This window comes from Streptomyces sp. NBC_01235 (assembly GCF_035989285.1).
GTDB lineage: Bacteria > Actinomycetota > Actinomycetes > Streptomycetales > Streptomycetaceae > Streptomyces.
Window position 1 is genome coordinate 350139 of the sequence record NZ_CP108513.1, and the last position, 23723, is coordinate 373861.

Annotated in this window: 21 protein-coding genes and 3 pseudogenes; 10 read left to right on the forward strand and 14 right to left on the reverse strand. The window is 71.1% G+C overall.

Annotated features, from left to right (window positions below):
• Positions 1–176: 176 nt before the first annotated feature.
• From OG289_RS01475 to OG289_RS01505, 7 genes are all read right to left on the reverse strand, one after another.
• Positions 177–3233 (reverse strand): glycosyl hydrolase, encoded by a 3057-nt coding sequence (locus tag OG289_RS01475; protein ID WP_442818855.1) that lies wholly within the window; start codon positions 3231–3233, stop codon positions 177–179.
• Between the two features lie 18 nt (positions 3234–3251).
• The gene (locus OG289_RS01480; RefSeq protein WP_327312174.1) at positions 3252–4331 is read right to left on the reverse strand and encodes a hypothetical protein; all 1080 of its coding nucleotides are present in this window, start codon (positions 4329–4331) and stop codon (positions 3252–3254) included.
• A gap of 82 nt (positions 4332–4413) precedes the next feature.
• The gene (locus tag OG289_RS01485) at positions 4414–4860 is read right to left on the reverse strand and encodes a hypothetical protein (RefSeq protein WP_327312175.1); all 447 of its coding nucleotides are present in this window, start codon (positions 4858–4860) and stop codon (positions 4414–4416) included.
• Positions 4861–4871: 11 nt separating this feature from the next.
• Entirely contained in the window at positions 4872–5015 is a 144-nt protein-coding gene (locus OG289_RS01490) for a hypothetical protein (RefSeq protein WP_327312176.1), read from the reverse strand.
• Between the two features lie 662 nt (positions 5016–5677).
• Positions 5678–7228, reverse strand: coding sequence for an MFS transporter (locus OG289_RS01495; protein ID WP_327312177.1), 1551 nt, complete (start codon positions 7226–7228; stop codon positions 5678–5680).
• Positions 7229–7548: 320 nt separating this feature from the next.
• Positions 7549–8529, reverse strand: a complete 981-nt coding sequence (locus OG289_RS01500; protein WP_327312178.1) for a helix-turn-helix domain-containing protein — start codon at positions 8527–8529, stop codon at positions 7549–7551.
• 48 nt (positions 8530–8577) lie between these two features.
• Positions 8578–9219, reverse strand: a complete 642-nt coding sequence (locus tag OG289_RS01505; protein WP_327312179.1) for a hypothetical protein — start codon at positions 9217–9219, stop codon at positions 8578–8580.
• Between the two features lie 341 nt (positions 9220–9560).
• Here OG289_RS01505 and OG289_RS01510 point away from each other — a divergent pair, with 341 nt between their 5' ends.
• Both OG289_RS01510 and OG289_RS01515 read left to right on the forward strand, forming a co-directional pair.
• Complete coding sequence (locus tag OG289_RS01510; RefSeq protein ID WP_327312180.1) at positions 9561–10886, forward strand: alpha/beta fold hydrolase; 1326 nt, start codon at positions 9561–9563, stop codon at positions 10884–10886.
• A gap of 88 nt (positions 10887–10974) precedes the next feature.
• On the forward strand, positions 10975–11484 hold the full coding sequence (locus OG289_RS01515; protein WP_327312181.1) for a molybdenum cofactor biosysynthesis protein: 510 nt from the start codon (positions 10975–10977) through the stop codon (positions 11482–11484).
• Between the two features lie 24 nt (positions 11485–11508).
• Here OG289_RS01515 and OG289_RS01520 read toward each other — a convergent pair whose 3' ends face one another.
• Positions 11509–11955, reverse strand: a complete 447-nt coding sequence (locus OG289_RS01520; RefSeq protein WP_327312182.1) for an ATP-binding protein — start codon at positions 11953–11955, stop codon at positions 11509–11511.
• Positions 11956–12011: 56 nt separating this feature from the next.
• A complete protein-coding gene (locus tag OG289_RS01525; protein WP_327312183.1) occupies positions 12012–12545 on the reverse strand; it encodes a hypothetical protein in 534 nt (177 codons plus the stop codon).
• Between the two features lie 121 nt (positions 12546–12666).
• Between OG289_RS01525 and OG289_RS01530 the strand changes: the two genes are divergently transcribed.
• The 3 genes from OG289_RS01530 (at position 12667) to OG289_RS01540 (ending at position 15255) form a co-directional block, all read left to right on the forward strand.
• The gene (locus OG289_RS01530) at positions 12667–13311 is read left to right on the forward strand and encodes an RNA polymerase sigma factor (protein ID WP_327312184.1); all 645 of its coding nucleotides are present in this window, start codon (positions 12667–12669) and stop codon (positions 13309–13311) included.
• Positions 13308–13925, forward strand: coding sequence for a hypothetical protein (locus OG289_RS01535; protein WP_327312185.1), 618 nt, complete (start codon positions 13308–13310; stop codon positions 13923–13925). Before OG289_RS01530 ends, OG289_RS01535 begins: the two co-directional genes overlap by 4 nt.
• Positions 13926–14091: 166 nt before the next feature.
• Entirely contained in the window at positions 14092–15255 is a 1164-nt protein-coding gene (locus tag OG289_RS01540; RefSeq protein ID WP_442819056.1) for an acyltransferase family protein, read from the forward strand.
• On the opposite strand, the gene OG289_RS01545 is transcribed toward OG289_RS01540, so the two are convergent.
• A complete protein-coding gene (locus OG289_RS01545) occupies positions 15240–16067 on the reverse strand; it encodes a chitosanase (RefSeq protein WP_327312186.1) in 828 nt (275 codons plus the stop codon). The two genes, OG289_RS01540 and OG289_RS01545, sit on opposite strands and share 16 nt — an antisense overlap.
• Positions 16068–16222: 155 nt before the next feature.
• Complete coding sequence (locus OG289_RS01550) at positions 16223–16522, reverse strand: hypothetical protein (RefSeq protein WP_327312187.1); 300 nt, start codon at positions 16520–16522, stop codon at positions 16223–16225.
• Positions 16523–17012: 490 nt separating this feature from the next.
• Between OG289_RS01550 and OG289_RS49515 the strand changes: the two are divergent.
• The 4 genes and pseudogenes from OG289_RS49515 to OG289_RS01560 form a co-directional block, all read left to right on the forward strand.
• Positions 17013–17144, forward strand: a pseudogene (locus OG289_RS49515) (carbohydrate binding domain-containing protein); the annotation flags it as partial.
• Between the two features lie 71 nt (positions 17145–17215).
• A pseudogene (locus tag OG289_RS01555) lies at positions 17216–18073 on the forward strand (hypothetical protein); the annotation flags it as partial.
• Positions 18074–18271: 198 nt separating this feature from the next.
• Positions 18272–18346 carry a tryptorubin family RiPP precursor gene (locus OG289_RS49520; protein WP_442819057.1) on the forward strand — a complete coding sequence of 25 codons (75 nt, stop codon included), beginning with the start codon at positions 18272–18274 and terminating at the stop codon, positions 18344–18346.
• Between the two features lie 101 nt (positions 18347–18447).
• Positions 18448–19497 (forward strand): cytochrome P450, encoded by a 1050-nt coding sequence (locus OG289_RS01560; RefSeq protein WP_327312188.1) that lies wholly within the window; start codon positions 18448–18450, stop codon positions 19495–19497.
• A 30-nt stretch (positions 19498–19527) separates the two neighbouring features.
• Here OG289_RS01560 and OG289_RS01565 read toward each other — a convergent pair whose 3' ends face one another.
• Positions 19528–19800, reverse strand: coding sequence for a hypothetical protein (locus OG289_RS01565; RefSeq protein ID WP_327312189.1), 273 nt, complete (start codon positions 19798–19800; stop codon positions 19528–19530).
• 169 nt (positions 19801–19969) lie between these two features.
• Here OG289_RS01565 and OG289_RS01570 point away from each other — a divergent pair, with 169 nt between their 5' ends.
• The gene (locus tag OG289_RS01570; protein WP_327312190.1) at positions 19970–20680 is read left to right on the forward strand and encodes a hypothetical protein; all 711 of its coding nucleotides are present in this window, start codon (positions 19970–19972) and stop codon (positions 20678–20680) included.
• Positions 20681–20732: 52 nt separating this feature from the next.
• Here the strand turns inward: OG289_RS01570 and OG289_RS01575 are convergent.
• Positions 20733–21002: pseudogene (locus OG289_RS01575) on the reverse strand (ABC transporter substrate-binding protein); the annotation flags it as partial.
• Positions 21003–21051: 49 nt separating this feature from the next.
• A complete protein-coding gene (locus OG289_RS01580; protein WP_327312191.1) occupies positions 21052–23322 on the reverse strand; it encodes a M4 family metallopeptidase in 2271 nt (756 codons plus the stop codon).
• Between the last annotated feature and the right edge of the window lie 401 nt (positions 23323–23723).

Genomic DNA, 23723 nt, shown 5'->3' on the forward strand with positions numbered 1-23723 from the left:
CTACCGTGCTGGAGCCGGACGCGAGGCGCAGTCGGCCGATGGTCTGCATCGGTGCGACGAAGGTGGGTGGAGGGTGCCGGGCGTCCGGTCGTTTCGTCGGCCGGGACGGGTCCGAAAGGCGGCGCGCGCCACCGGCTCCCCTGCTCCGAGTCTTCTTCGCGCCCCCGCCTCCCCTCTCAGCCGACCACGGCCTGCCCGTACGGGACCAGTCGTACGGGGCCCATGAGGCCGTGGTCCTGGCGGGCGACGGCTGCGAAGACCGTCGGCTGGGCGACCCGGAGCCGGTTGACGAGGGGGGTCGCCACCTCCACCTCGATCACGTTGCGGCCGCGCCGGAGCAGCGGGCCGACGTCGACGACCGGCTGGAGACGGTCGAGGGGTGGCGCGCAGGTGCCGTTGACGGTGACGCGTGCGGTGTCGGAGACCTGGCCGAGTTCCAGGCGGGCGCCGTGGGACGAGTCCCAGTCCGGCGGCAGGTCGATCGTGGTCCGGTATCGGCCGATGCCCGAGGAGTCGGCGAGTTCCGGGATCCGTGACCAGGGCATCAGGGTGTCGAGGGTCAGCGTGCGGTGGACACGCTCGGTGCGGGTCGGGGTGGATCCGGGGCGCCAGTCCTCGACGTCCAGCCGCCACTGGCCGGGGGTGATCGGGGCGGGAACGGACGGGACGGTCGTGGTGACCGTACGGCCTGAGGACAGCCGTGTCGTGTACGTGCCGGCCGTGGTCGAACGGATCGTCAGTTCCCGTGCGCCGAAGTGCATTTCGGGCGCGTCCGTGGCGATGGCGTGCGGTCGTGCGCCGTTGCGGTCGCCGAAGAGTCCCGGACGTCCCAGTGCGACGATCATCACCTGTCCGGGCTGGAGGGTGACCCGCACGGTGACATCGCCGTCGTCCTCGGTGTACCGGGCGATCCGCGTGGCCTCGCCCGTCCAGGGATCCAGCAGGTACGCGATCGTCATCCCGCCCCGCGTGCGGCGGGTGTGGCGCAGCGTCACCTCGTGGTCGATTGCGGCCACGGGCGGTTTGACGGTCTCCGCGTGCTTGCCGTTGCACAGGTAGTAGAAGTCGGCGTCGCGGGTGACGCGGTGGGCGTTCAGGAGCGTGGACGCGGTGGCGTGGCGTACGTCGGGGGTGACTCCCAGCCGGGTGAGTGCGTCCCCCACGGCGGCCTTGTCGGTGATCCGGGTGACGTGGGGCAGGCTGAGCAGGCGGGTGAGGAGCTCGTGCAGCCGGTCGGTGTCGCCGTCGTCCGGGACCCCCGGGGTGAGCGGCTGGTCGAAGGCGCCGAGAAGGACGATCGGCAGCCCGTCCTCGGCCAGCCTCAGCAGGTGGCGGGCGTCGGCCGGGGCGAGGGTGGGGGTGGAGCCGTAGAAGAAGTCGCCCTCGACGAACAGGGCCTTGTATGCGGGTCCGTTCGGGGCGAGCCGACCGCCGGAGACGGTGGCGCTCGGCAGGTCGAGGAGCGGACCGCTGAGGAACTGGTGGGTCCAGCCGAGCGGGACACCGGTCGCGGTGAACCAGGAGGCCCCGATGCCGGTGGCGGCGTAGCCGGTCTGTCGGAAGACGGCGACGTCGGCGCGGGCGGTGCCGGACTGGAGTACTCCGTGCACGCGGCCGAGGTAGGCGGAGATGTCCGCCATGTGCTGCCAGGTGGGCTGCCGGGGTCCCCATGATTCGCCGTAGCCGGGGCCGCCGTTGTACGGGCTGAAGGCGGCGAAGCCGGGCCAGCTCGCGCCGGGGGCGGTGGCGTAGGAGAAGCCGTGGACGACGGTCTGGTTGACGCCCGCCGCGTAGGCGCCGCCCATGGTGCGCAGGAAACGGTCCCAGGTGGTGCTGTAGGCGGTGCCGTTGTAGGCGCCCGCCTCGCAGGACAGGACCGTGTGGCCTGCCATGTCCCGGCCGCCGGCGAGGCAGCGGAAGTCGTCGAGGTTCTTGAAGCCGAGGGACTCGCCCTCGGGGAGGTCGAGGATCGCCGCCGAGGCGATCGCGTCGGTCTGCAGTCCGTAGGGCTGGACGCGCAGGGTCATGCCGAGGGAGTGGGCCCAGTCCCGCAGCGCGCGGACGTGGTGACGGTTGAACAGTTCCGAGAAGGTCTCCCAGAAATCGTGCCGGATCTGCCGGGTCAGCTGCGCCTCGAAGGCGAACACCTGGTTGCCGCTGTTCAGGATCAGGGCCGGCAGGTACGGCAGCAGGGGCCGGCCGGTGTGCTTCTCGAAGGCGTCCGGCAGCGACGTCGTCCAGGTCAGGCCGTCCGTCTCCAGCTCCACGGAGTCCTCGAAGAAGGCGCCGCCCGCCGCCTTCAACAGGCCTCGCAGCGTGGGCGTCAGCAGGTTCCGCTCCCAGAAGTCGGTGACGGCGGCGGTGCCGGCCGGGTCGAGATGGTCGACGACGTAGGCGGCAGGCGCGGAGTGCGGGCCGGACTCGGGCTGCTGACCGCAGCCGCGGATCCAGTAGGAGATGAGCACCCAGTCGCCGGTCTCGGGCGCCGTCCACGTGAGGGTGCCGTCCTCGTCGACGGTGGAGGTGAGGTCGTGGACGCTGGAGAGGTCGAGCCCGGTCTCCTTGCGCGTGGAGTGCGCGGGGTCGACGCGGGCGGCCTGCACGGCGAGGAGCCGCCGGCGGGTCACTCCGGCGGCCGGCGCGTGCACAGGTGGCGGCACCGGACCCCGGTAGGTGGCCCCGCCGCTCAACGAGGCCCGGCCGTGGACGAGTTCCTTGGCGGCCGCCGCGTCGTCCGGGGTGACGCCGGGGACCGCGACGGGCCAGCTCGGGCCGAGGGTGAGGTCCAGGGTGAGTCCGCGTCTCGCGGCGCGGCGCAGGGCGGCCTCGACGCCGTCGCGCCATGGTCTGCTGCCCCAGCCGTGGTGCGCGGGGTCCAGGAGCGACTTGTCCTTGACGCTGTGGTGGACGGCAGCGATCTCCGCGCCGCCGAATCCCGCGTCCGCGATCTGGTCGACCTCGCGGGCGATCTCGTCGGCGTTCACCAGACCGTCCGGCCACCACCAGCGGAACCTGGGGCGCACCGGGCGGGTGGGGTTCGCGAACCAGTCGGCGGCCGGTCCGCCGGGTCCGGCGAGTGCCGGAGCCGCCGCGGCGGGTGCCCCGGGCCCCAGGGTCGCGGCGATCCCGGCCGCGATGCCCACCGTGGCCCCGGCGGCGAGGACCGCTCGTCGTGACATGCCGTCGCCCTGCGCGACCGGATCCTGCATGAGCTCCCCCAGGTGATCGTCCATGGTTTTGAATCGTTTCAATCACTCTCGACGCGGGAACGCTAAGCCCCGTTTCCGACCAGGGTCAAGATCTACGACACGCTCGGACCGAGGCCACGCTCGGCCGCTCCCCCCGCAGGTGCAGGTACAGGGCGGACAAACCCGTCTGGGCAAGGGGCAGGGTGAAAGGGCGGACAGCAGGACGGCGAGCGCGCCCGGAGTGAGCAGCCCCGCCGCATGGGCCACGTAGGTGTTGGGGGTGACGTGGGCGAGTACCGCCGAGTGGACGACGGAGTCCAGGGGTCCGGCCAGGTGCCGGATCAGCAGATGCACCGGCAGCCAGTAACAGGTCGTCAGGAGCAGCGCCCCCGCGGTGAGCGGCCAGGCGCGACGCGACCAGACCAGCGACCAGGACCGTCGTAGGGCGACCCACACGCCCGTTCCGTCGAGGGCGGCGCAGGACGGCGCCAGGGCGAACCCGAGCCGGATCAGGAGTGCGCCGGGCGCGATCATCGCCACGAGGTGGGACAGGCTGTCGAAGGGACCGTCGAACCGGAACGGGTCGGCCCAGGACAGGGCGGCCGACGCGGCGGCCAATCCCACGCAGGCCGCGAAGCTCAGCGCGGCGGCCGCCGCGACCGCGAGTCCCCGCACCAGGTGGACGGCGAACACCGTGCCCAGCCCGGCGCGTATCCGGCGCCCCAGTCTCCGAGCCGTGAACCGGCCTGCGGAGTCGGCCGCGCCGGCCACGGCGGCGGCACCGGCCAGTCCTGTCGCGGCGCACCCCAGCGCGAGCACGGCCAGCAGGACCGGTGCGGCGCCCAGGGCGACGAGGAGCAGGGGCCAGGTGTCCGTGGACACCGGGTCCTCCGCGCTCCTGGCCCACAGGAGGTTCTCCCGCATCTTTGTGAACTCGGGCCGTGCGACGGCGAAGGCGGCCGCGGTCGCCAGGAGGCCGAGCAGACCGGAGAGCGCGACGACGCACAGGATGACCCCGGCCAGCGACCGGCCGCCCCGGCTCAGTGCCCGCGCCGCCGTGGCCGCGACGGCACCGCCACGTGACTCGACGCCCTCCGCGCGCGCCGACGCGACCATCGACCGTCCCCCCTCGCTCGCCCTCAAGTCGGCACCGTGCCCGTCCGGTTCCGTGAGGGACGCCCGGTGGCGGACGCAGGTTCCCGGCGGAGACGATCACCTCAATGTGTCAGATCCGGCCGCCGGTGAGCCGGGTGAGGGGGCCGTGCGGGTGGCGGGCGGCACGACGTCCGGCCGCGTACGAGGCGGCGGTCAGCGCGGACAGGCCGGCGCCGACTCCGGCGGCGACCAGCTTGCGGTGCGCGATGACCGTCCACGCCGTCCTGACGGTCGCGGCGACCTGCCCCGAGGTCGCGACGATCGCCTGGCGGCCCGCCTCGACACCCCGCGCGGCGCCGTGTGCCGCGCTCTGCACGGCTCCGGTCGTCGCCTCGGCAGAGCGCTCGACGCCGTTCCTGGTGGCCGAGGCGGCGTCGTCCGTCTTCGTCGCGGCGCTCCTCGCGGCCCGGGCGGCCGGAGCGGTCGCCTTGCCGACGGTACGCCGGGCCTTGGCCGCGGTCTCCCGCTCCGCCGCGGACTCTTCGTTCGTCTTCTTGTTCGGTTCACTCATGGACATCGCGTTGCCGCTCACTCCGGCGGCAAACCGTTGCCAGGCATGTTGGCGCCGATGGTGGCGCCGATGTCGTCACAGATCACCATGAAACGGATCGAACATGGTCCGGTGACCTTCCGAACGGTCTTGGAGGTCGGGGAACAGAGCGAGCTGGTCACCACGGCACGGTCGGGGCTTGCCGCCTCTGCGGACGGCAGCGCGCAGCCGGCCGTCCCGGGTGGCCGTGGGGCCGGTCGGATCCCACGGGATCGTGAGGGGTTCGCCGACCGGGTTGGCGTGCGGGTCGAGGACATGGGCGGCGAGGTGGTCGGCGATCAGGTCGACGCGAGCAACCGCGAGCCCAAGGCCCTGATCCCCCGTCCGAGCTCGGCGACACCGCGGTGTCGAACGACCAACAGGCATCCAGGTACCAGCGGTCACGGACCGGATCGTGGGCGATGTCGTGGCGGACGGCACGGTCGGCGGTCACGCTCCAGCCACTCCTCGCGACGACGGGACAAGCGCACGGTGCGGTCCGGCCGGTAGTGGCCTGTGGGGGCGTCGGCCAGGTGTCGCAACGGATCGGGCAGCACCAGAGACACACTGCCGTCGAACGGGGTCGTCGGCGATGGTGCAGTTGCCGTGCGGGGCGCCGGACTCGCCGTCGGCAGCGAGGAACAGCCGCTCGGCCTGCCATCGTCGACGCCCCTCCGCGTCGGTCGGGTGGGCGTCGGTGAGATGGTGCCGAAGCCGGGCCAGGCGGCGGCCGCCGACCGTCACCGAGGACGCCCGGCGGCGATCCGCGCCTCCACCACGGCGGGCCGGGCCTGCGCCCCCGGGGTCAGCCGCCGCCCGGGACCGTGCCGCCCTTGAGGCGTTCCAGGTCCGAGGGACGGACCTGGATCACCACGAGGGCGATCAGAGCGGCCAGGACGGCGAAGATCGCCGCCATGACGAAGGCGGCCGAGACGCCGGCGGTGAGGATCTCGTCGGACCAGGGGGCGGGGAGCTGCCCGGTGCGCTGGAAACGCAGGCGTTCGGCCGGGGTCGCCTGGGCCAGGTAGTCGGGGACCTGCTTCTCCGCCTCGTTGCGGCTGGCCGTCCCGTACATCGTGACCAGGATGGACAGACCGAGCGAACCGCCCACCTGCTGGGTGGCGTTGAGGAGTCCGGAGGCCGCGCCGGTCTCCTGCGGGGTCACGTTGGAGAGCGCCATCAGGGTCAGGGAGACGAACTCCATGCCCATGCCGAGGCTGAAGACCAGGATCGGGCCGAGGACGCTGCCCGCGTACGTCGAGTGGACGTCGGTCAGGGTCAGCCAGGACAGGCCTCCCGCCGCGAGGATCGCGCCCACCACCATGAAGGGCTTGGGGCCGAACCGGGGCAGGAACCGCGAGGCCAGCCCGGCGCCGAACGCGATGACCGCGCTGACCGGCAGGAAGGCGAACCCGGTCGCCAGCGGGCTGAAGTCGAGCACGTTCTGCACGAAGAGCGTGAGGAAGAAGAACATGCCGAAGATCGCGGCGGCGAGGCACAGCATGATCCCGTACGTGCCCGCCCGGTTGCGGTCGGCGAACATGTGCAGCGGCGTGATCGGCTGCCTGGACCGCCGCTCGACCAGGACGAACACCGCGAGGACGACGACGGCCGCGCCGAACGAGGCCAGCGTGAACGCGTCCCGCCACCCTTCCTGCGCGGCCCTGATGAACCCGTACACCAGAAGGACCATGCCCACGGTGGAGGTCAGTGCGCCGGCGATGTCGAAGTGGCCGGGGTGACGTTCGGATTCCTTGATCCAGCGGGGGGTGGCGAGGGCGATGAGCAGCCCGATGGGGACGTTGACGAAGAGCACCCACCGCCAGTTCAGCCACTCGACGAGGATTCCGCCCGCGAGCAGGCCGATGGCGCCGCCACCCGCCGAGACCGCGGCGAAGACCCCGAAGGCCCGGTTGCGCTCGGGGCCTTCGCGGAACGTCGTACTGACCAGGGAGAGCGCGGTCGGGGAGGCGATGGCGCCGCCGACGCCCTGGAGGGCGCGTGCGGCGAGGAGTTGGGCCTCGTTCTGGGCGAGTCCGCCGAGCAGGGAGGCGAGCACGAACAGCAGGACGCCGAAGACGAACATGCGCCGTCTGCCGAGGATGTCGCCGGTCCGGCCGCCGAGCAGCAGCAGGCCGCCGAAGGTGAGGGTGTAGGCGTTGACCACCCACGCCAGGCTCGTGGTGGAGAAGTCCAGGGAGCGCTGGATGTCCGGCAGCGCGATGTTCACGATGGTGATGTCCAGGACCACCATCAGCTGGCACGACGCGATGACCAGCAGCGCCATCGCGTTACCGCCACCGTCCTGCCGGGCGGTGGCCTGGGGCGCTGAGGTCGGCCGCGGAACGCTGCTCATGACGTGTCGCCCGCTCGGAGGCGGGCCCCGGGGGAGAGGTCAGCGGACGGGGAGATCCACTGTCGGGTCCACCGTTCGACGGTACGCCCGCGCCCGGGCCGTCACCACTCGATCATCCACGGCCGGACGGGGCGCCGTCGTGTCCGCCCGTGCCGTGCCAGGACTCCCCTGTTGTCCTGGCACGGCCTCGGCTGTCGCGGGTTGTCCGCCGCGGTGATCACCAGGATGCGCGAGAGGTACCCGGTGTGTCGTTGGCGGACCGTCCACGTCTGCTTGGCGGAGCGTCCACCCTTGACGCCGAGGACGGGAGGCCGGAACGCCTATGTCTCCCACGCCCCGGTCAGCGCCTGTTCGCGCAGTTCGCTGGGCGGGAGGCCGTACGCGGTGCGGAACGCCCGGGTGAACTCGGCGGCGCGGGGGAAGCCCCAGCGGGCGGCGACGGCGTGGACGGGCAGCCCGCGCAGCCGGGGATCGGTGAGGTCGCGGCGGGCGTTCTCCAGGCGCTGGTCCCGGATGTAGGAGGCGACGGTGAGGCCTTCGGCCTGGAAGAGGCGGTACAGGTAGCTGCGGGAGATGTGGTGCGCGGCGGCGACGCCGGCGGGGGTCAGGTCCGGGTCGCCGAGGTGCCGGCGGATGAACGCCTTGACATGGAGGGTGAGTGTGCGGCTGTGGGTCTCCGGTGGCAGCCGCGAGTCGGCGTCCACGGTGTGCGCGAAGAGGGCCGTGACCAGGTCGGCGACGACCGTGCCCAGCCGGGGTGCGTCGGATGGCTGGTAGGGGGAGGTGTCCGCGACGAGTTGGCGGAGCAACTGCGAGAGCAGTGCGCCGATCCCTTCCCGGCCCGACAGGAGGCTCCCCAGGACCTGGTCCGCTCGGTTCCCGGGCACGGCCACCAGGGCACGCGGGACCTCCAGGCCGACGATGGTGACGGAGTCGGAGCCGGTGAGTACCTCCCACGACCGCGAGGAAGAGTTGATGTGGAAGTCGTTCATCCGGTAGGCCGCCTGTTGTCTGCCCCAGTCGGCCGCTCCCTCGCCCTTCAGCAGGAGGGACAGGTGGTAGGTCTCGGGATCGGACTGGCGGATGAGTTTCGGCGTCCGACGGAAGACCAGGTGGTCGAAGGTGGCCGGCCACACCGTCACGTCGCCCAGCCCGATCACGCGTTGGTGGCCGTGGTAGTCGGCGGTGCGGTCGCTGGTGAGGTGCATGGGCGCATGGGTATTGCCCATGCGCTCCGCCCACGCCTCGAACCGGTCGGCCACCGGCAGGTCCGTGGTGCGGAAGACCGACTCGTGCAACACGAAGGTAGTCAACCACACCGCGTCACGGGCCTGTTGGTGGCGGTCGGGTCAGTTCAGGTGGGCGGTGTCGACGGTGATGGAGTCGTTGTCCGTGGCGGTGACGGAGATGTAGCCCGGGTCGCCGTTGCGGTCGAGGTAGCACACCACGTACGAGACGCCGACGGTGGTCTGACGTACAGGGTGCTCGGTCACGGCCTCCCGGCAGCCTTCCGCCGTGGGGACCACGGACGAACTCCAGGCGGCCATCTTGCCGTTGGTGGAGTACAGGTAGCCGCCTTGAAGGTAGATGGCGTCGGTGCCGGCGTCGGCGATCACGGGCGGCGTGTGGGTGAAGTCGTATCCCGGGGGCGCCTTCTCGCTGTCCGTCTTCATGACGAAGCCGCGTACCAGCGCGGTTGACGGCGAGGACGTCGAGTCGGGCAGGGTCGCGACCGCCGCGCCGCCGCCTCCGATGACGGCCACGGCCGTGAGGCCGGCGATCAGCGGGTGGGCGTACGCCATGCTGAGCAGGGGCCCGACGACCGGGATCGAGAACTTCAGCTGGGTGTTCTTCTGCGTGACCCTGGCGTTGCCACCCGCGGTCACCGTCTGCGCCTGGGACTGATGGGTGCCCGGCCGGGGTGGCACGGAGGGGTCGCTCTGTGGGGCGTGGTCGCCGAGTTGTGCGCCGCGCATGCGGTCGGTGTTCATGGCACGGGACGCTAGCGACAGGCGACCCCGCGGTCTTGTTTTGCCACAGATTGTCGCTATTGGGCATCTTATGGGCGCCAATTGCGATGAAAGTGATCGCCGAGGTGAGAACTTCGGACTTGCTACTCGCCAGTCATATTACTGAACCGTAACCTACCGACTGCTACCCGAGGTAACCCGACCCTCGCTACGGTCCTGACAGTTCATCTAAGAGCGGTACGGACAGCGGTGGGCGACCGCGGCCTCGTGCCGCTCGGTCGTCACGGTCCGCACCCCACCGGACCGTCCGCCACCCGAGCCGCAGACGAAGGCTCGGCCTCCCCTTCCCCGGAGGTCCGACCATGCCCACCCCCACCCGCCTGCTGGCCGCAGCCGTCACCGCTGCCGCCTGCCTCGGCGTCACCGCCGTACCCGCCGACGCGACAGCACAGTCGGACGCCGTGGTCTCGCGCGGCGTCACCATCCCCACCTTCTACAACCCGCCCGCCACGCTCCCGGCGGCCGACGGCACCCTGGTCCGCTCCGAACCGCTCCCCCTCGCGCTGAGCCTGCCGGGCGTCGACGGACCGCTGCCCGGCACGGCGACCCGCCTGATGTACAAGTCCACGGACTCCGCCGGCCGGCCCATGGCGGTCACCGGCGCCTACCTCGAACCGACGGCCCGCTGGACGGGCAGCGGTGCGCGGCCTCTGGTCGCCGTGGCGCCCGGCACCATGGGCCAGGGCGACCAGTGCGCCGCCTCCCTCGGCCTCGAACACCCGCTCCTGGTCAACGGCCAGACCCTGTCCGTCGGTTACGAGGACCTGGCGATCTACCGTCTCCTCGCCCGGGGCATCGCCGTGGTGGTCACGGACTACACCGGGCTGGGCGCGACGGACCGGCTGCACACCTATGTCAACCGGGTCGACGAGGCGCACGCCGTCCTGGACGCCGTCCGCGCGGCCCGCTCCCTCGACGGCACGTCGCTCACAGCCGGCTCCCGGGTGGCGCTGTTCGGCTACAGCCAGGGCGGCGGGGCCACGGCGGCCGCCGCCGAACTACAGCCCTCCTACGCCCCCGACGTCGCCCTCGCCGGGACCTACACCGGCGCTCCGCCCGCCGACCTGGTCGCCGTCACCAAGGCCATCGACGGAAGCGACCTGGCCGGCGCTCTGGGCTGGTCGGTGAACGGGTTCCTGGAGTCCGACCCCGCTCTCAAGCCGATCGCCGAGGCACACCTGAACGCGGCCGGCCGCGCCGCGCTCGAGGACCTGTCGACGATGTGCGTGGGTGACGCCCTCCTCGCCTACAACTCGGCGCGCAGCGCCGCCTGGACCACGGACGGGCGTTCCATCAGCGACGTCGTCGCCTCGGAGCCGGCACTGAAGGCCTTCCTGGCCGACCAGCGCATCGGCGCCCTCGAGCCGACGTCCCCGGTGCGGGTGGCGACCGGCACCGCCGACGACCTGGTGCCGCACGCGCAGGCGCGCTCGCTCGCCGCGGCCTGGTGCGCCAAAGGTGCCGACGTCACGTACAAGCCGGTGATCCTGCCGAGCGTCGGCCGGGCCCTGATCAACCACTTCACGCCGCTGCTCGTCGACCAGGGCGACGCGATCTCCTGGCTGACCGACCGGCTCGACGGCAGGGCCGCCACGTCCAACTGCGCCGCCCTGCCCCTGCTGCCCTGACCCACTCGCGAGGCGGTGGCGGTCGGTGCGTGCCTGCGCGAGGCACCGGCCGCCGCCGGGTCGCCGGCACCGCACCTAGGCTGGGTCCATGACGGAGATCGAGGTGGTGGAGCTGCTGGTGTCGGCGTCGCACCGGTTCGCCGGGCGGCCCGCGGACGGGCCGTCGGACGGCCCGGACGACGAGCTCGTGCGGCAGGTCCAGGTCCGTCGCGGTCTCGGACTGGTCGGTGACCGCTACTTCGGCCGCCCGGCCCACAAGGACGCGTCGGTGACGCTCATGGCCACGGAGAACCTGCCCCGGCACATCGACGCGGCCGTCGGTCTCCCGCAGACGCGCCGCAACATCCTGCTGCGCGGCGTCGACATCGACGCGTACGTCGGCTCGACCATCGTGCTCGACGGCGCGGCCGGTCCCGTGGCGTTCGCCGTGAACCGCCCGGCACGGCCCTGCGCGTGGATGGACGTCACCATCGGCCCCGGCGCCCAGCGCGCACTGCGCGGCAGAGGGGGCGTGCGGTGCACTCCTCTGTCGGACGGTGTGCTCGTCCTGGGCCGGGCGACGTTCGGCGTCGTCGACGCGTCCGCCGTGCGGGCCTGAGGCCGGCCCTGACGGAACGTCTCATCATGCGTCGGTCAGGCTCAGGCGGGCGACGATCCGTTTGCCCACCGGCGCCCGTACGACGTCGAGGTCCTCCGCCACGGCCCGCACGATCTCCAGGCCGTGCTGGCCCACCCGCGTCGGATCCGGTGCGCGCGGCGCCGGCAGCACCGGATCGCTGTCCCAGACGGCGATCTCCACCGCGGAACCGCTGATGCGCAGCTGCAGCAGGACCGGCCCGGGCGCGTATCTGAGCGCGTTGGTGACCAGCTCGCTCACCACGAGCTGGGACAGGTCCACGGCCCGCGCCGACACGGGCGGGCCGCCCGGGCGCCGGACGCGGGTGAGGAAGTCGCCCGTGAGCTGTCGCGCCCGGGCGATACAACCGTCCTTGCCGTCCAATGCCACCGTCGTCTCGGCAGGGGTCCCGTCGGGTGCGGAAAAACCCTGGTCGGGCGGGACAGGTGCCATCCGGACCGCCTTCACTACCCCGTTCATATCCGCGCGCCTACCCGCGAACCCACCTCCTACGCCCCAGGCGCACCACTCACGCGCACACCGTCCCGGCTGCCGTCCGGGCTGTGGTCCGCGCTGTCGTCCGGACCTGCCGCGGACTGTGCTCGTGCTCTGCGCGCCGCCACGAACCTGGCCGACACGCCAAGGGTGCCGGCCGCGGCGGCGAAGACGACGGTGAGCGCGTTCGTCATGTCGTAGGTGCCGCTGCTCTCGTAGGTGGTTCCGTCGTCGAGGACGCAGTCGAAGGCCGGCGGGAAGTAGGAGGCCCGGTGGGTGACGAGGTGCCGGACGGTGTCCCGCGGGACCTCCTCCCCTCGGCAGGCGGGCGCGGGAGACGAGTCGGCGCCGGACTGCGACTCGTGCACGGAGAGCGCCACCGCGCCGGCGCCCAGCAGGTAGCAGCCGACCGTCGCCGCGATCGCCATCCCGGCCGACCAGCGCAGCAGGTGCACGGCCTGGTCCGGCCGCCTTCCGGGCAGGGCGACGGAGACGAGCTTGACCACGATCGCGATGCACCAGAGGGGGCTTGCGAACAGAGTCGCCATTCCTGACAGGGCCAACACGGCTGGGGGCTCACCTTCTGTCGTGTACGTCTGTAACGCTTTTCGCGCCTCATTCCAAGAACAGGTGTAGGGCCTTTGACGAACCCGGCGGAAGGAGATGCCTGTGGATGGCGCGGAACGGTTACGGAGTGGGCCCGCCGCCGCGGTACGTGACCCACGGCTGTTCGAGGAGTTCTATCGGCGCCACGTGGACGCGGTGATGCGTTTCGTGGCCCGGCGTGTCGACGACCCGCACACGGCGGCCGATCTGACGGCCGAGATCTTCCTCGCCGTCCTGCACTCGGCCCACACCCACCGGCCGCACCTCGGCAGCGAGACGGCCTGGCTGTTCGGCATCGCACGCAACGTGGTGTCGTCGGAGCGCCGCCGGGTCGCCCGGGAGGCCGAACGCGATCTGCGTTTCTCCGGGCGGAGGCTGCTGGAGGCCGACGACATCGTCCGGATCGAGGACAGACTCGACGCGGAGAGCCCGGGGCGACGTGCCCTGGCCGCGCTGGCAAGGCTTCCCGAGGGCGAGCGGGCCGTCATGGAGTTGATCGCGGTGGACCAGCTGACGGTCACCGAGGCGGCGGCCGCACTGGGCATTCGCCAGGTCACGGCCCGCGTACGACTGCACCGGGCGCGCAAGGCGCTGCGGAAGGAGGCGGACGTCGAGGCTGCGGAGGCTCCTGCCGCCGCAGGAACGAGCTTCACGGAAGCCACGACGCCGGACGCATCGATGCTGTACATCGCAAGGGGGGAAGCGTGAGCACCAGGCCGACGTTCGAGGACCGGCTCCTGGACGAACTCAAGAAGGAGATCGAGCTGCGCGAGGCCGGAACGTGCCGGACCGGGCCGTCCGAGGTCGGATCGGGCCGGGGCAGGAAGAGGGCTTCCGTGCGTCGTCTGCTCGTTCCACGCCGGATCGCCTTCGTCGCGGCCGCCTGTGCGGTGGCCTGGCTCGGCGTGGCGGTGGTACCTGGCTCTCCGGGCGACTCGGCGGCGTACGCGGTGGAGCGGCACGGGGACGGCACCGTCGAGCTCACCGTCAAGGACCAGACCATCGGGATCGAGGCCCAGCGCGAACTCGCGACGAAGGTGCGTCCGTGGGGCATCGAGGTGACCATTGACGTGTTGGCTCCCGGCTATGTCTGCGAGCGCAGCAAGTTCACCCCGTTCCCAGGGGTGGCGATCGATCAGCAGGGCGACCCTGTACCCATCATCCCCATCAAGGCCAGCTGGGACTTCACCCTGCGCCGGGGCAACGTGCTGGCCTTCGAGAACATGGAAGGCATGTCGCGGCCACGCGCGGTCGAGCTCTACGCGACCAGGAGCGAGGCCAAACCCTGCGTTCCGCTGAAGGTCACGCTGCCCGACAAGTAGGCCTGTCCCAGCCCGACGAACGCCTCACTGCACAGAACTCGGTCCACATATGGAACCCCCAACCCTCGTCCGTCCATCGCCAGAGCCGTCACCCTCCGCGACCGCACGATCACCCATCCCACGCCTGGGGTGGCTCGACGCGTCGCGCGGCATCGCCGCACTCGCCGTGGTGTTCGACCACTCGTCGTACGCGTTCATGCCGGAGTTGCGGCAGGAGCTGATGCCGCAGTTCAACTTCGGCCGGTACGGCATCATGGTGTTCTTCCTGGTGAGCGGCTACATCGTCCCCGCGTCACTGGAGCGCCGGGGCTGCGTCCGGACGTTCTGGATCGGACGCATTTTCCGCGTGTACCCCCTGTGGGCGGCCGCCGTCTCCGCGGTCCTCACCCTGAATCTGCTGGGCATCTCCGAGCTGCGCGGCGGCCTCGACCGGCAGAGCCTCGCCACCGCGGCCGCCGCCCATGTCACGCTGCTCCAAGAGCTGCTGGGAACACCCAGCCTCCTGCTCGTCCTGTGGACGCTCTCCTACGAGATGGCTTTCTACCTGCTGGTCGTCGCCCTCTTCACGGTCCGTCTGCACCAGCGGTCGGCGTCGATCGCCGTCACTCTGGCCGTACTCGCCGCCGTGAGCGCGACGGCGGGGGGCGTGCTGCCGGGCTCCGCCCTCTCCGGCGCGGTCGGCACCGGTCGGCTGGTCGCCCTCGCCTCGATCGCCATGGTGCTCGCCATCTGCTGTGCGAGCGCCGGACCACCCGCGCTGCGCGTGGCCGGGGGCGTGCTGGGCGGGGTGTCGGCGCTCGTCCTCGTCGCTTTCAACGGCACGGTCCCCCTGTGGGAGGGCCTGGTGATCCTCTCCGTGATGTTCGTCGGCACCGCCGTCCACCGAGCCCGGAGCGGACAGAGCAGCCGGCGGTGCGCGGCCCGCGCAGCCGTCGTGGTACTCGTCTGCGCCGTGGGCAGCGCGTACTGGTACGGCGACGGCTCCCACTTCACACGGCGCGGCTGGATCCTTGCATTCCTGCTGGCCGCGCTCACCTTTGGAGCCGCACTGTCCTGCCACCACCGGCGCATACCGCGCCGGCTGATCGGACTGGGAACGATCAGCTACTCGGTCTACCTGGTGCATCCCGTGCTGCTGGCGGTGACCGACGGCACGATCGGCCGGTGGCGGCAGGACAGTCCCGTGCTCGAAGTGGCATTCGTCGCCGTGCTGCTGGCGCTGTGCGTACTGACCCACCGTTACATCGAACTGCCGGGTCAGGCATGGGGCCGCAGGCTGGCACACCGCTTGCGGCCCGGCTCGCGGAGAGCCACTCAGCCGATGTGGTAACTGTCGCCGTACACCTTCCAGTCCAGGGGCGGTTCGAGGTCGAGGTTGCCCTTGCGCAGGAAGACGCGTTGGGCGGTGTCGACGCGACTGGTGTCGCTGTGCGCCTCCTCCTGCTTCATGGCCCAGACCCGGGCATCGAGGAACGCGTTCAGATACGCCGTCTCGTCGCCGCCCTGCGCCGGCGGCTTCGCCTTGGTCAGCGCGCGCTTGCGGATGTTGCGGAAACTGGTGGGGTCGGTGCCGTCGCCGTGCATGACGATGGCGTCGTAGTAGGCGAACTGACCCAGGACGCGCAGACCGTCCGTCTTCCCCTGCCGGACGGCAGGGTTGAAGTAGACGCGGTCGCGTTCGTCGTTCTGGGCCTGCTGGAACGCCGTGTCCTGGGCGGCCTTGCGCCAGTCCTTGGGGTAGTTCGGGTCGAGGCCCGTGTGCGCGTCGGTGCCGTCGACCGCCCGCAGGGCGGGCAGGTACTTGGCGAGGACGTTGCCGGGCTTGCGGTCGGTGTAGAGCTGTACGAGGTCGAGCATGTCGCCGGTGCCGGAGCAGAAGCCGATGATGCCTGCGGTGTAGCCACGGCCGTCGCCGATGTCCTCGATGTACTGGTACTGGGCCTTCCAGTCGAGCGAGGAGTTCTCCGCGCTCGACACCAGTTTCATGGCGATCTCCTTCTTCGCCGGGTCGTCGAGGCCTGTGGCGGTGGTGGCCGCGGTCGCCGGGTGGGCGTCGAGGAGCGGGGCGGTGGCCAGGGCGGCGGTGAGGGCGAGGAAGAAGCGGCGGGAGGTGGGGGTGAGGCCGTCGACCGGCCGGGACATGTGCACCACAGTGGCTCCAGGTGAGGTGTGGGGGTGGGGGACTCTGCGTGCAACTGACAGGAAAGTTTCCTATCAGGACTACCCGACAGAAGTAACCCCATCGAAGCCATGTTCGTGCGATCGAACAAACCGACCCGACGTCACCCGCCCGAGGGCTAGAGCAGTTGGATCACGAGGGCGGCCAGGAACCCGATGAGGCCGACGTGAAAGATGACCATGCAGATCCATTGCGACACGGGCATGCGCCAGGACGTCGCCTGGAGGATCTCCCACTCACTGACCGCGAAGGCGGCCAGGACCAGGGCGAGCACCTCCCACAGCACGTTCCACCAGCCCGACGGGCTCGACCCCGACATGCCGTCCATCGCGGCCGGGATACGGGTCGCGCGCCCCAGCAGGACGAGCCCGATGAGCAGCTTGTGCCAGCCATGCCGGACCGCCGGCACGGCGGTCACCGCCCGAGTGGCGGATGTGGATCCTGTAGACATTCGCACATTTGATCACCCTCCCGCGATGGAAGCCACCGTTCCGGTCGTCCGGGACCAGGCCACCCGCGCCACTCCCCCTCCTGCGAGATCTCTCTACGCCTGGGTGTCATGTCCCTGTAACTTCCGTTCGCAAGACCCTTCAGGAAGTTGCCGGTTCTTCTTTCGGCACAGGTGACTCCCTCCCCTTCGCCGCCTGTACCGGAAGAGCCATGAGGCGCGCGCCGAAGACGTCCCGCAGACACCCGCCGCCACGTCCGCTCGCCGTCGCCATGGCGACGGCCGGGTTGTTCGGACTGCTCGCGGGGCCGTCCGATTCCGATCCCGTCCCGCTGCGGACAACCGCTGCCACATCGAACACCGCGACCGTCTTCTCCTGCACGAAGACGAAGGACTGCGCCGCCACGTACCTCCACCACGCGCCCGACGGCGGCGCCTGGACAGTGTCCCCGGTGTGCGGATGGAGGCCGCCTGCACCGACTGGGTGAAACGATCCGTCGATCTCGGCTCGACCGCGGGACTGCAGGCCACGTTCAACAACGGCAACGGCGTCTGGGACAACAACAGCGCGGACTACACGATCCCGCTCGGCACCACGGCCGTGAAGGACCGGACCGTCGCCTCCGGAGCCGCGGAGCCCTGCGCGAGCGAGGACTCCGGCACATGGACGTCGACGGCTTCCGGATCGACACGGCCGTCCATATCCCGCGTGTCACGTCCGAACCGCCGCTTCCTGCCCGCCATCTACGACCGGGTCACCTCACCCAGAGGTTCGGTACGGACGCGGCGCAAAGCTTCTTCGTCCTCGGCGAGGCCGGCGCCTTCCTCAACGACAAGTGGAACCGCGGGTCCGTGAACCACTCGGCGCAGTCCTTCACTTGGAAGGAGCGCAAGGAGTACAGCGCGGACGACGAGACGGCGGCCATCGAGCAGTTCACCTACGAGAACAACCTCGGCACCGGCAACCAGCCGACATCTCGGTGAGACCTTCCGCGGCATTCCGACGCAGTATTACGGCTCGGAGATCGAGTTCCAGAAGGCCCGGCAGATCGACTGCGGGCCGACCTGCCCGCCGGGGTCCACCGGGCGGGCGTGCTTCGGCGACCATCTGGCCGGTCCGTCACGGCCTCGGACTTCGGCACAGTCGCGAGTGCGAGCGGTGCGGTCGCCACCGCTCTGGCGCAGCCGCTGGTCAGACACCTCCAGCGGCTCAACCAGATCCGCCGGGCGGTCCCGGCCCTGCAGATGGGCCATTTCCAGACCGACGGGATCAGCGGCGGGATGGCGTTCAAGCGCCATTGCACCAACGGGAGGACGGAGGGTTTCGCGCTGGTCACGGTCACCGGTGCGGCGGGCTTCACCGGCATCCCGAACGGCACGTACAAAGACGCCGTCACCGGTGACGGGAAGACCGTCTCCAACGTCTCCCTGTCGGTGGCCGCGCCCGGCAAGGGCAACCTGCGGGTGTACGTACTGAACGGACCCGGCAAGGTCGGCGCCGACGAGCATAATCTGAACTAGCACCGAATACGGCTCCCTATTTCTCCGAGAGTGCCCTGCTTATTGCCCGGCAGTGCACTCTCGTTTTCACACCTGCGACGGAAATTCTGGCGTGATCACCTCGCGTGTTTCCCGTCACCGTTGACGCCTCGCCGACCCGGCGGTCTACTCGTTCCGATTCCGCGTCAATTCCCCCTGCAGTGGAGGTAATCCATGAAGATGTTCGGAGCCCTGAAGAGGAAGATCGCCGGCGAGAAGAGCCTCAAGGCCTACGCCTGGTACATCTGGTACTGAGCCGCCGGTGAGTGAGTGACAAACGCGTGCGCCCGCCATCACCGGTGACGGAAATGGCGGGCGCACGCCACTCCGGTCCGTCGCTCCGATGTGGAGATGCCATGCCATCGTCGCCCTCTCTTACGCAGCAACGCAGGGTCGAATTCGCCCCGCGGATCCGTTCACTGCTGGACGAACACCTCGGGGACGAGGTGTTCCGGCTCGATCCCGGCACGGTGGGCGTCGGTTCCGCCGGACTCATCGAGCAGGTCATGGCAAGCCGGCCGGCGAACGACTTCGAGCGGCCCACCTTCAAGCCTCTGCTCGGTCGTGCGATTCCGAGGACCGAGGCCTCGGCCGTGATGCGAGCCGTGGGCCAGGACGTGCGCGCCGCGCTCGCCGAACCCACCGATCTGTCCGCCGACCTCGCCGGAAGCTGGCCTCGGGTGGCGCACACCTATCTGCGGGACACCGTCTTCGGCCAGGACCCCCGTCGACTCAAGGTCCTCGTCGACCGGCGGTTGGAGTGGACGCCCAAGCTGACCTGGACGGTCATCGGCGTGGGGGCCGGTCTGCCGGGGCGCGGCGGGGCGCTCGCGCGTACCTCACGGCTCGGCGCCGGGACGGCCGAGGCGTCGACGTACGGAGAACGACGGCACGCCATGGGCATGTACCGCCGGGCGGCGGCTCCGGTGTGCTTCACGGTCTCGGCGCTGGTCGCCAACGCACTGTGGCTCGGCGCTCCCTTCGCGCCCGGCACGCCGAACCGGCACATCATCCACGAGTCGCTGCGGCTGCTGCCGGTGTCGTGGAACGTACTGCGGGTCGCCTCCCCCGAGTTCACCGCCCTCGACGAACGCGTCGGCCCCACGGACGACGTCCTGATGCTGCCGCTGCTGTCCCACCGCGACCCCGCGCTGTGGGACGACCCCCATGTGTTCCGCCCCGAGCGGTGGAACGAACTCGACCCGGAGACGGCGCCCGGGTACCTCCCCTTCGGGCACGCCAACGAACGCTGCTGGGGACGCCACATGGTCCTGCCGCTGGCGGAGCGACTGCTCGACATCGCCCGCCACAACGGCCTCGCACCCGACCCCCGGCAGACGGCGGCCAGGGTTCCGTTGGCCGGCCTGATGAGCGTGGTCGACGTACGCATGCGCTCCACGCGGTGAAGGCAGAGGGAGTCCCCTCGGCGGGGTCGTTCAGGGAGTGCCCGGGGCATCGCCCCGCCAGTCGAACCGGCGGTCGGCGGTGCCGCGCCGCCCGTACAGGGCGCGGCCGCCGGGCCCGTAGCGGCCTATCTCCGTGGTCAGCGCCACCTCGCGCAGTTCATGGTCGGAGCGGTCCGTGATGTCCAGCAGCAGCCCGTCCAGCGGGCCGCCCACCAGATGCGCGTACACGCGGTCCGGGCGGGGGCCGGCGTCGTCGTGGTCGGCGCCGTAGACCCGGCCCCGCAAGAACTCAACCTCGTCCATGACCAGCAGCTTGTCATCCACCACTGACAACGGCCCGCCGTCGGCCTCGTTCGCCGTTTCCCGCCGTTCTTCGGCCAAGACGGTGGCGGAAACGTGGTGTCCGGGGGCATGCCCCGGCTCAGCGGGTATCCACCCCTTACACGTTGTCGTGTGAGGGGTGGGGGCCCTGATGGCACGCAGGCGGGAGCGGGCGAACGCCGGTGAGTCGGCCCGTGCCCGGCGCCGGCGGACCGTGCGTGAGCTGCGTGCGTCGGGCCGCTACGGGCCACGGCTGCGCGAGGTGTTGCCGGCCCTCGCCACGCTGGTCGCCGTCGCGTGCGGCGCGGTCGGGGGTCTCGCGCTGCTCTCCCGCACGTTCGGCGGCCCGGCCTGCGCGCTGCTCCTCGTGCCGCTCACGGTCGTCGCCTGCGTCGTACGGCGTCGGTCCCGGCGGCCGGCCCGACGGCGCGGCGGGTACTACACCGCCGAGGAGCTGGCCGAGCTGGACATGCCCGCACTGGTGGTCGCCGTGGCCCGGATGCTCCGGCGGGACGGCTGGAGGGTGCTGCCGCTCCCTCGGCACGACACCCTCCATCTCGCCGCCCGCGACGGCCGGGGGCTCCTGCTCGACGTGGCGTTCCGCCCGGTGGCCGAGCCGCTGCCCGACGAGGAGTCGGCCTGCTCCTGCCGGGCACGGATACGGGCGCGGGCCCGGGCCCGGGCCAGTCCCCCGCTGCGGCTCGTCGTGCACCGGGGCACGTTCACGCACCGGGACGAGGTGTGGGCCGCGCGCGAGGGCCGCACGTATCTGATCGACGGACCCCGGCTTCGGCTGTGGGCGCGCGGCACGCCCTTGGCCCAGGTCGCGGACGGTGTCGTCCCAGCGCCTCGGCGTACCTGAGGCCCGCCGGGTCGCGGGAGCTGTCCACCAGGTCCACGTGGTCGAGGACGAAGATCCGGCGGTTCTTGACGGCCGACACGCCTCGCAGCCGGGCATGGGAGAGGAGGAAGTCCTTCTCCTGCCGATCGTTCACGTCGCCATGGTCGCGGATCACGACGACGTCCGGGTCGCGGGCGAGGGCGCTCTCCCGGCCGACGGTGGTCCAGGAGTCCTGCACGTCGTCGTGGAGGAGGTTGGTGCCGCAGGTGTAGGGCTTGGCGGCGGTGACGGGTTGCCGCACTCCTCCCCGCGGGTGGCGCCCCTGAACGCCCTTTGGACGCACCGCCGCCCGGGCCTCGAAGGACCCGGGCGGCGGTGTGGGGCGTCTTGGGTCAGGGAGTGAGCTGCCAGCGCTGGATGTACCCCACGTCGATCGACGCGCGGTCCTGGACGCGCAGCTTCCATGTGCCGTCGACGGGCTGGGCGGAGGCGTCGACCGTGAAGGTCTGGTCGACGTCGTCGGCGGAGCTGCCGCTGCGGTTGAGCAGGGAGTAGACGGTGCCGTTGGGGCCGACGAGGTCGACGGTCAGGTCACCGCGGTAGGTGTGTACGATGTTGACGTAGACCGAGGTGGTGGCGGAGGCGTTGCCGTCGCGGCCCGCGATGGTGACCGGGGACTCCACGGCGGCGCCGTTGTCCGGGATGTCGACGCGGGTGGCGTTGGCGTAGATGTACGCGACCCGCCAGGTGAAGGTGTCCGAGACGGACGCGCCGGTGCTGTCGGTGACCTTGACGGTGACGTCACCGCTGCCGAGGGTGGTCGGCGTGCCCGAGATCAGGCCGCTCGGGCTGATGCTCAGACCGTCGGGCAGCCCGCTCGCCTCGTAGGTGAGGCCGGCGCCGGTGTTGGTGGTGTAGGCGTCGACCTGCAGGCTGACGGCCTGGCCGATGCCGCTGGTCTGGTCGGCGATCGGGGCGACGTTGACGCCGAGGGCTATGCGGCTGCCGACGTTGATGCCGGCCCAGGCGTCGGCGACGGCGAGGTAGGTGGGGCTGTAGGCACCGAACAGGTCGGTTGCGGCCTGGAGGGTGGCGGTGCGGGCGCCCGCGTAGTTGGTCGACGAGGTCATGTACGTCGTCAGCGCCCGGTACCAGATGGCGGCGGCGTTCTCGATGCCGATGCCGGTGACTGCCTGGCCGTCGTAGGTCGGGCTGTCGTAGGCGACGCCGTTGACGGTCTTGGCGCCGCTGCCCTCGGAGAGCAGGTAGAAGAAGTGGTTCGCGGGGCCCGAGGAGTAGTGGACGTCGACGCTGCCCAGGGTGGAGCTCCAACTGTCGCGGGAGGAGCCGTCCTTGGAGGGCTTGTCCATGTAACGCAGCGGAGTGCCGTCGCCGTTGATGTCGATCTTCTCGCCGACGAGGTAGTCACCGGGGTCGGCGGCGAGGTTCGAGTGGAACTCGACGGCGGCGGCGAAGATGTCCGAGGTCGCCTCGTTGAGGCCGCCGGACTCGCCCGAGTAGGTCAGGTTGGCGGTGGCCGCGGTGACGCCGTGGCTCATCTCGTGGGCGGCCACGTCGAGGGCGGTCAGCGGGTGGGTGTTGCCCGAGCCGTCGCCGTAGGTCATGCAGAAGCAGCTGTCCTGCCAGAAGGCGTTGACGTAGCTGCTGCCGTAGTGGGCCCGGCTGTAGGCGGCGACGCCGTCGTTGCGGATGCCGTTGCGGCCGTACACGTCCTTGTAGTAGTCCCAGGTGGCGGCGGCGCCGTAGGCCACGTCGACACCGGCGGTCTGGCGGTTGGACGGGGTGCCGTCGCCCCAGACATCGTTGTCGTCCGTAAAGAGGGTGCCGGTGCCGGAGGTGCCCTGGTTCAGGTCGTACGTCTTGTGCCCGGCGCGCTCGCCGTCGGTGAGCTGGTACGTCGATCCCGACAGGGTCGTGCCGAGCGGGACCGTGCCGCTGTACTGGCCGGTGCCGGTACCGGTGTGCACCTTCTCGGCGGCCAGGATCTGCTTGCCGGTCGTCGCGTCGGTGACCACCTGGAGCTCGCTGGGCGTGCCGTCCTGCTGGACGCCCTCGACGAGCGTCTCCCAGGCCAGGACGGGCTTGCCGGTGCCGGCCCAGACGACGAGACGGGGCGCGTTCTCGGCTTCGGAACCCTTGACCCGGGCGCTCTTCGCGGCCGCGAGGGCCTTGCCGGTGGCGTTCGACGCGGAGAGCTTCGGAGTGAGGGACGGCAGCGTGAGGGTCGCCCCGCTCGCCTTGGAGACGGTGGTGCGGCCGCTCTTGACGTGGACGACCAGGTCGCCGCCGAGGACGGGCAGCCCGGCGTAGGTGCGTTCGTAGCGGGTGTGGGTGGTGCCGTCGGCGTCCTGGACGACGTCCTTGACGACGAGCTTCCCCTGGGCACCGAGGGCGAGTTGGCGGGCCGTGGTGCCGGCCACGGTCTGCGCGCTCTTGATCAGTGAGGCGCGGCGGGCCGGCGACAGGGGCGTCGCGGCGGCTCCCGCACGGGGCGTGGCGGTGATCTTGGACGGGCCCGGGTCGGCCGGGGCCGCACCGGCGGTGCCGGCGGGGGCACCCAGGGCCAGCAGGGTCCCGATGGTCGTCAGCGCGAGGGCGGTGGCGCGTCTGCGCGGGAGGGTGGGGCGGTGTCGCCGGGGCAACGGGTTCTCCTTCGGTGCGACGGTCGGCCGGTGATGGAGGCCGAGGTGGGACGGGCCGGCGGGGTTGGTGCCGGTCCGGAGCGCTGCACGACAGGCGGGTGGAAGGAGGTGGGGGGTGGGGGGTGATGCGCCGCATGATGCGGGTGTGAAGGAATGGTGAACTTCGGCAGCAGAGTGGCACTGCGTGCACAGCTTTGTCATGGGAATGCCAAAACAACGGCTTGAATTGACCATGACGTTCTGGGGATTCGGCCTGCTCGGCACACGTTTTCAGCCGCGGGCGCGCGACACCCCTTCCCCGAAAGGATGAATGCGAGTACCACGACGGCGTGTCGCGGCACCGCGGGCCGCACCCTGCGAGTTCAGGTCATGACGGGAGTCGGCGGCGGGGCACGGGAGGC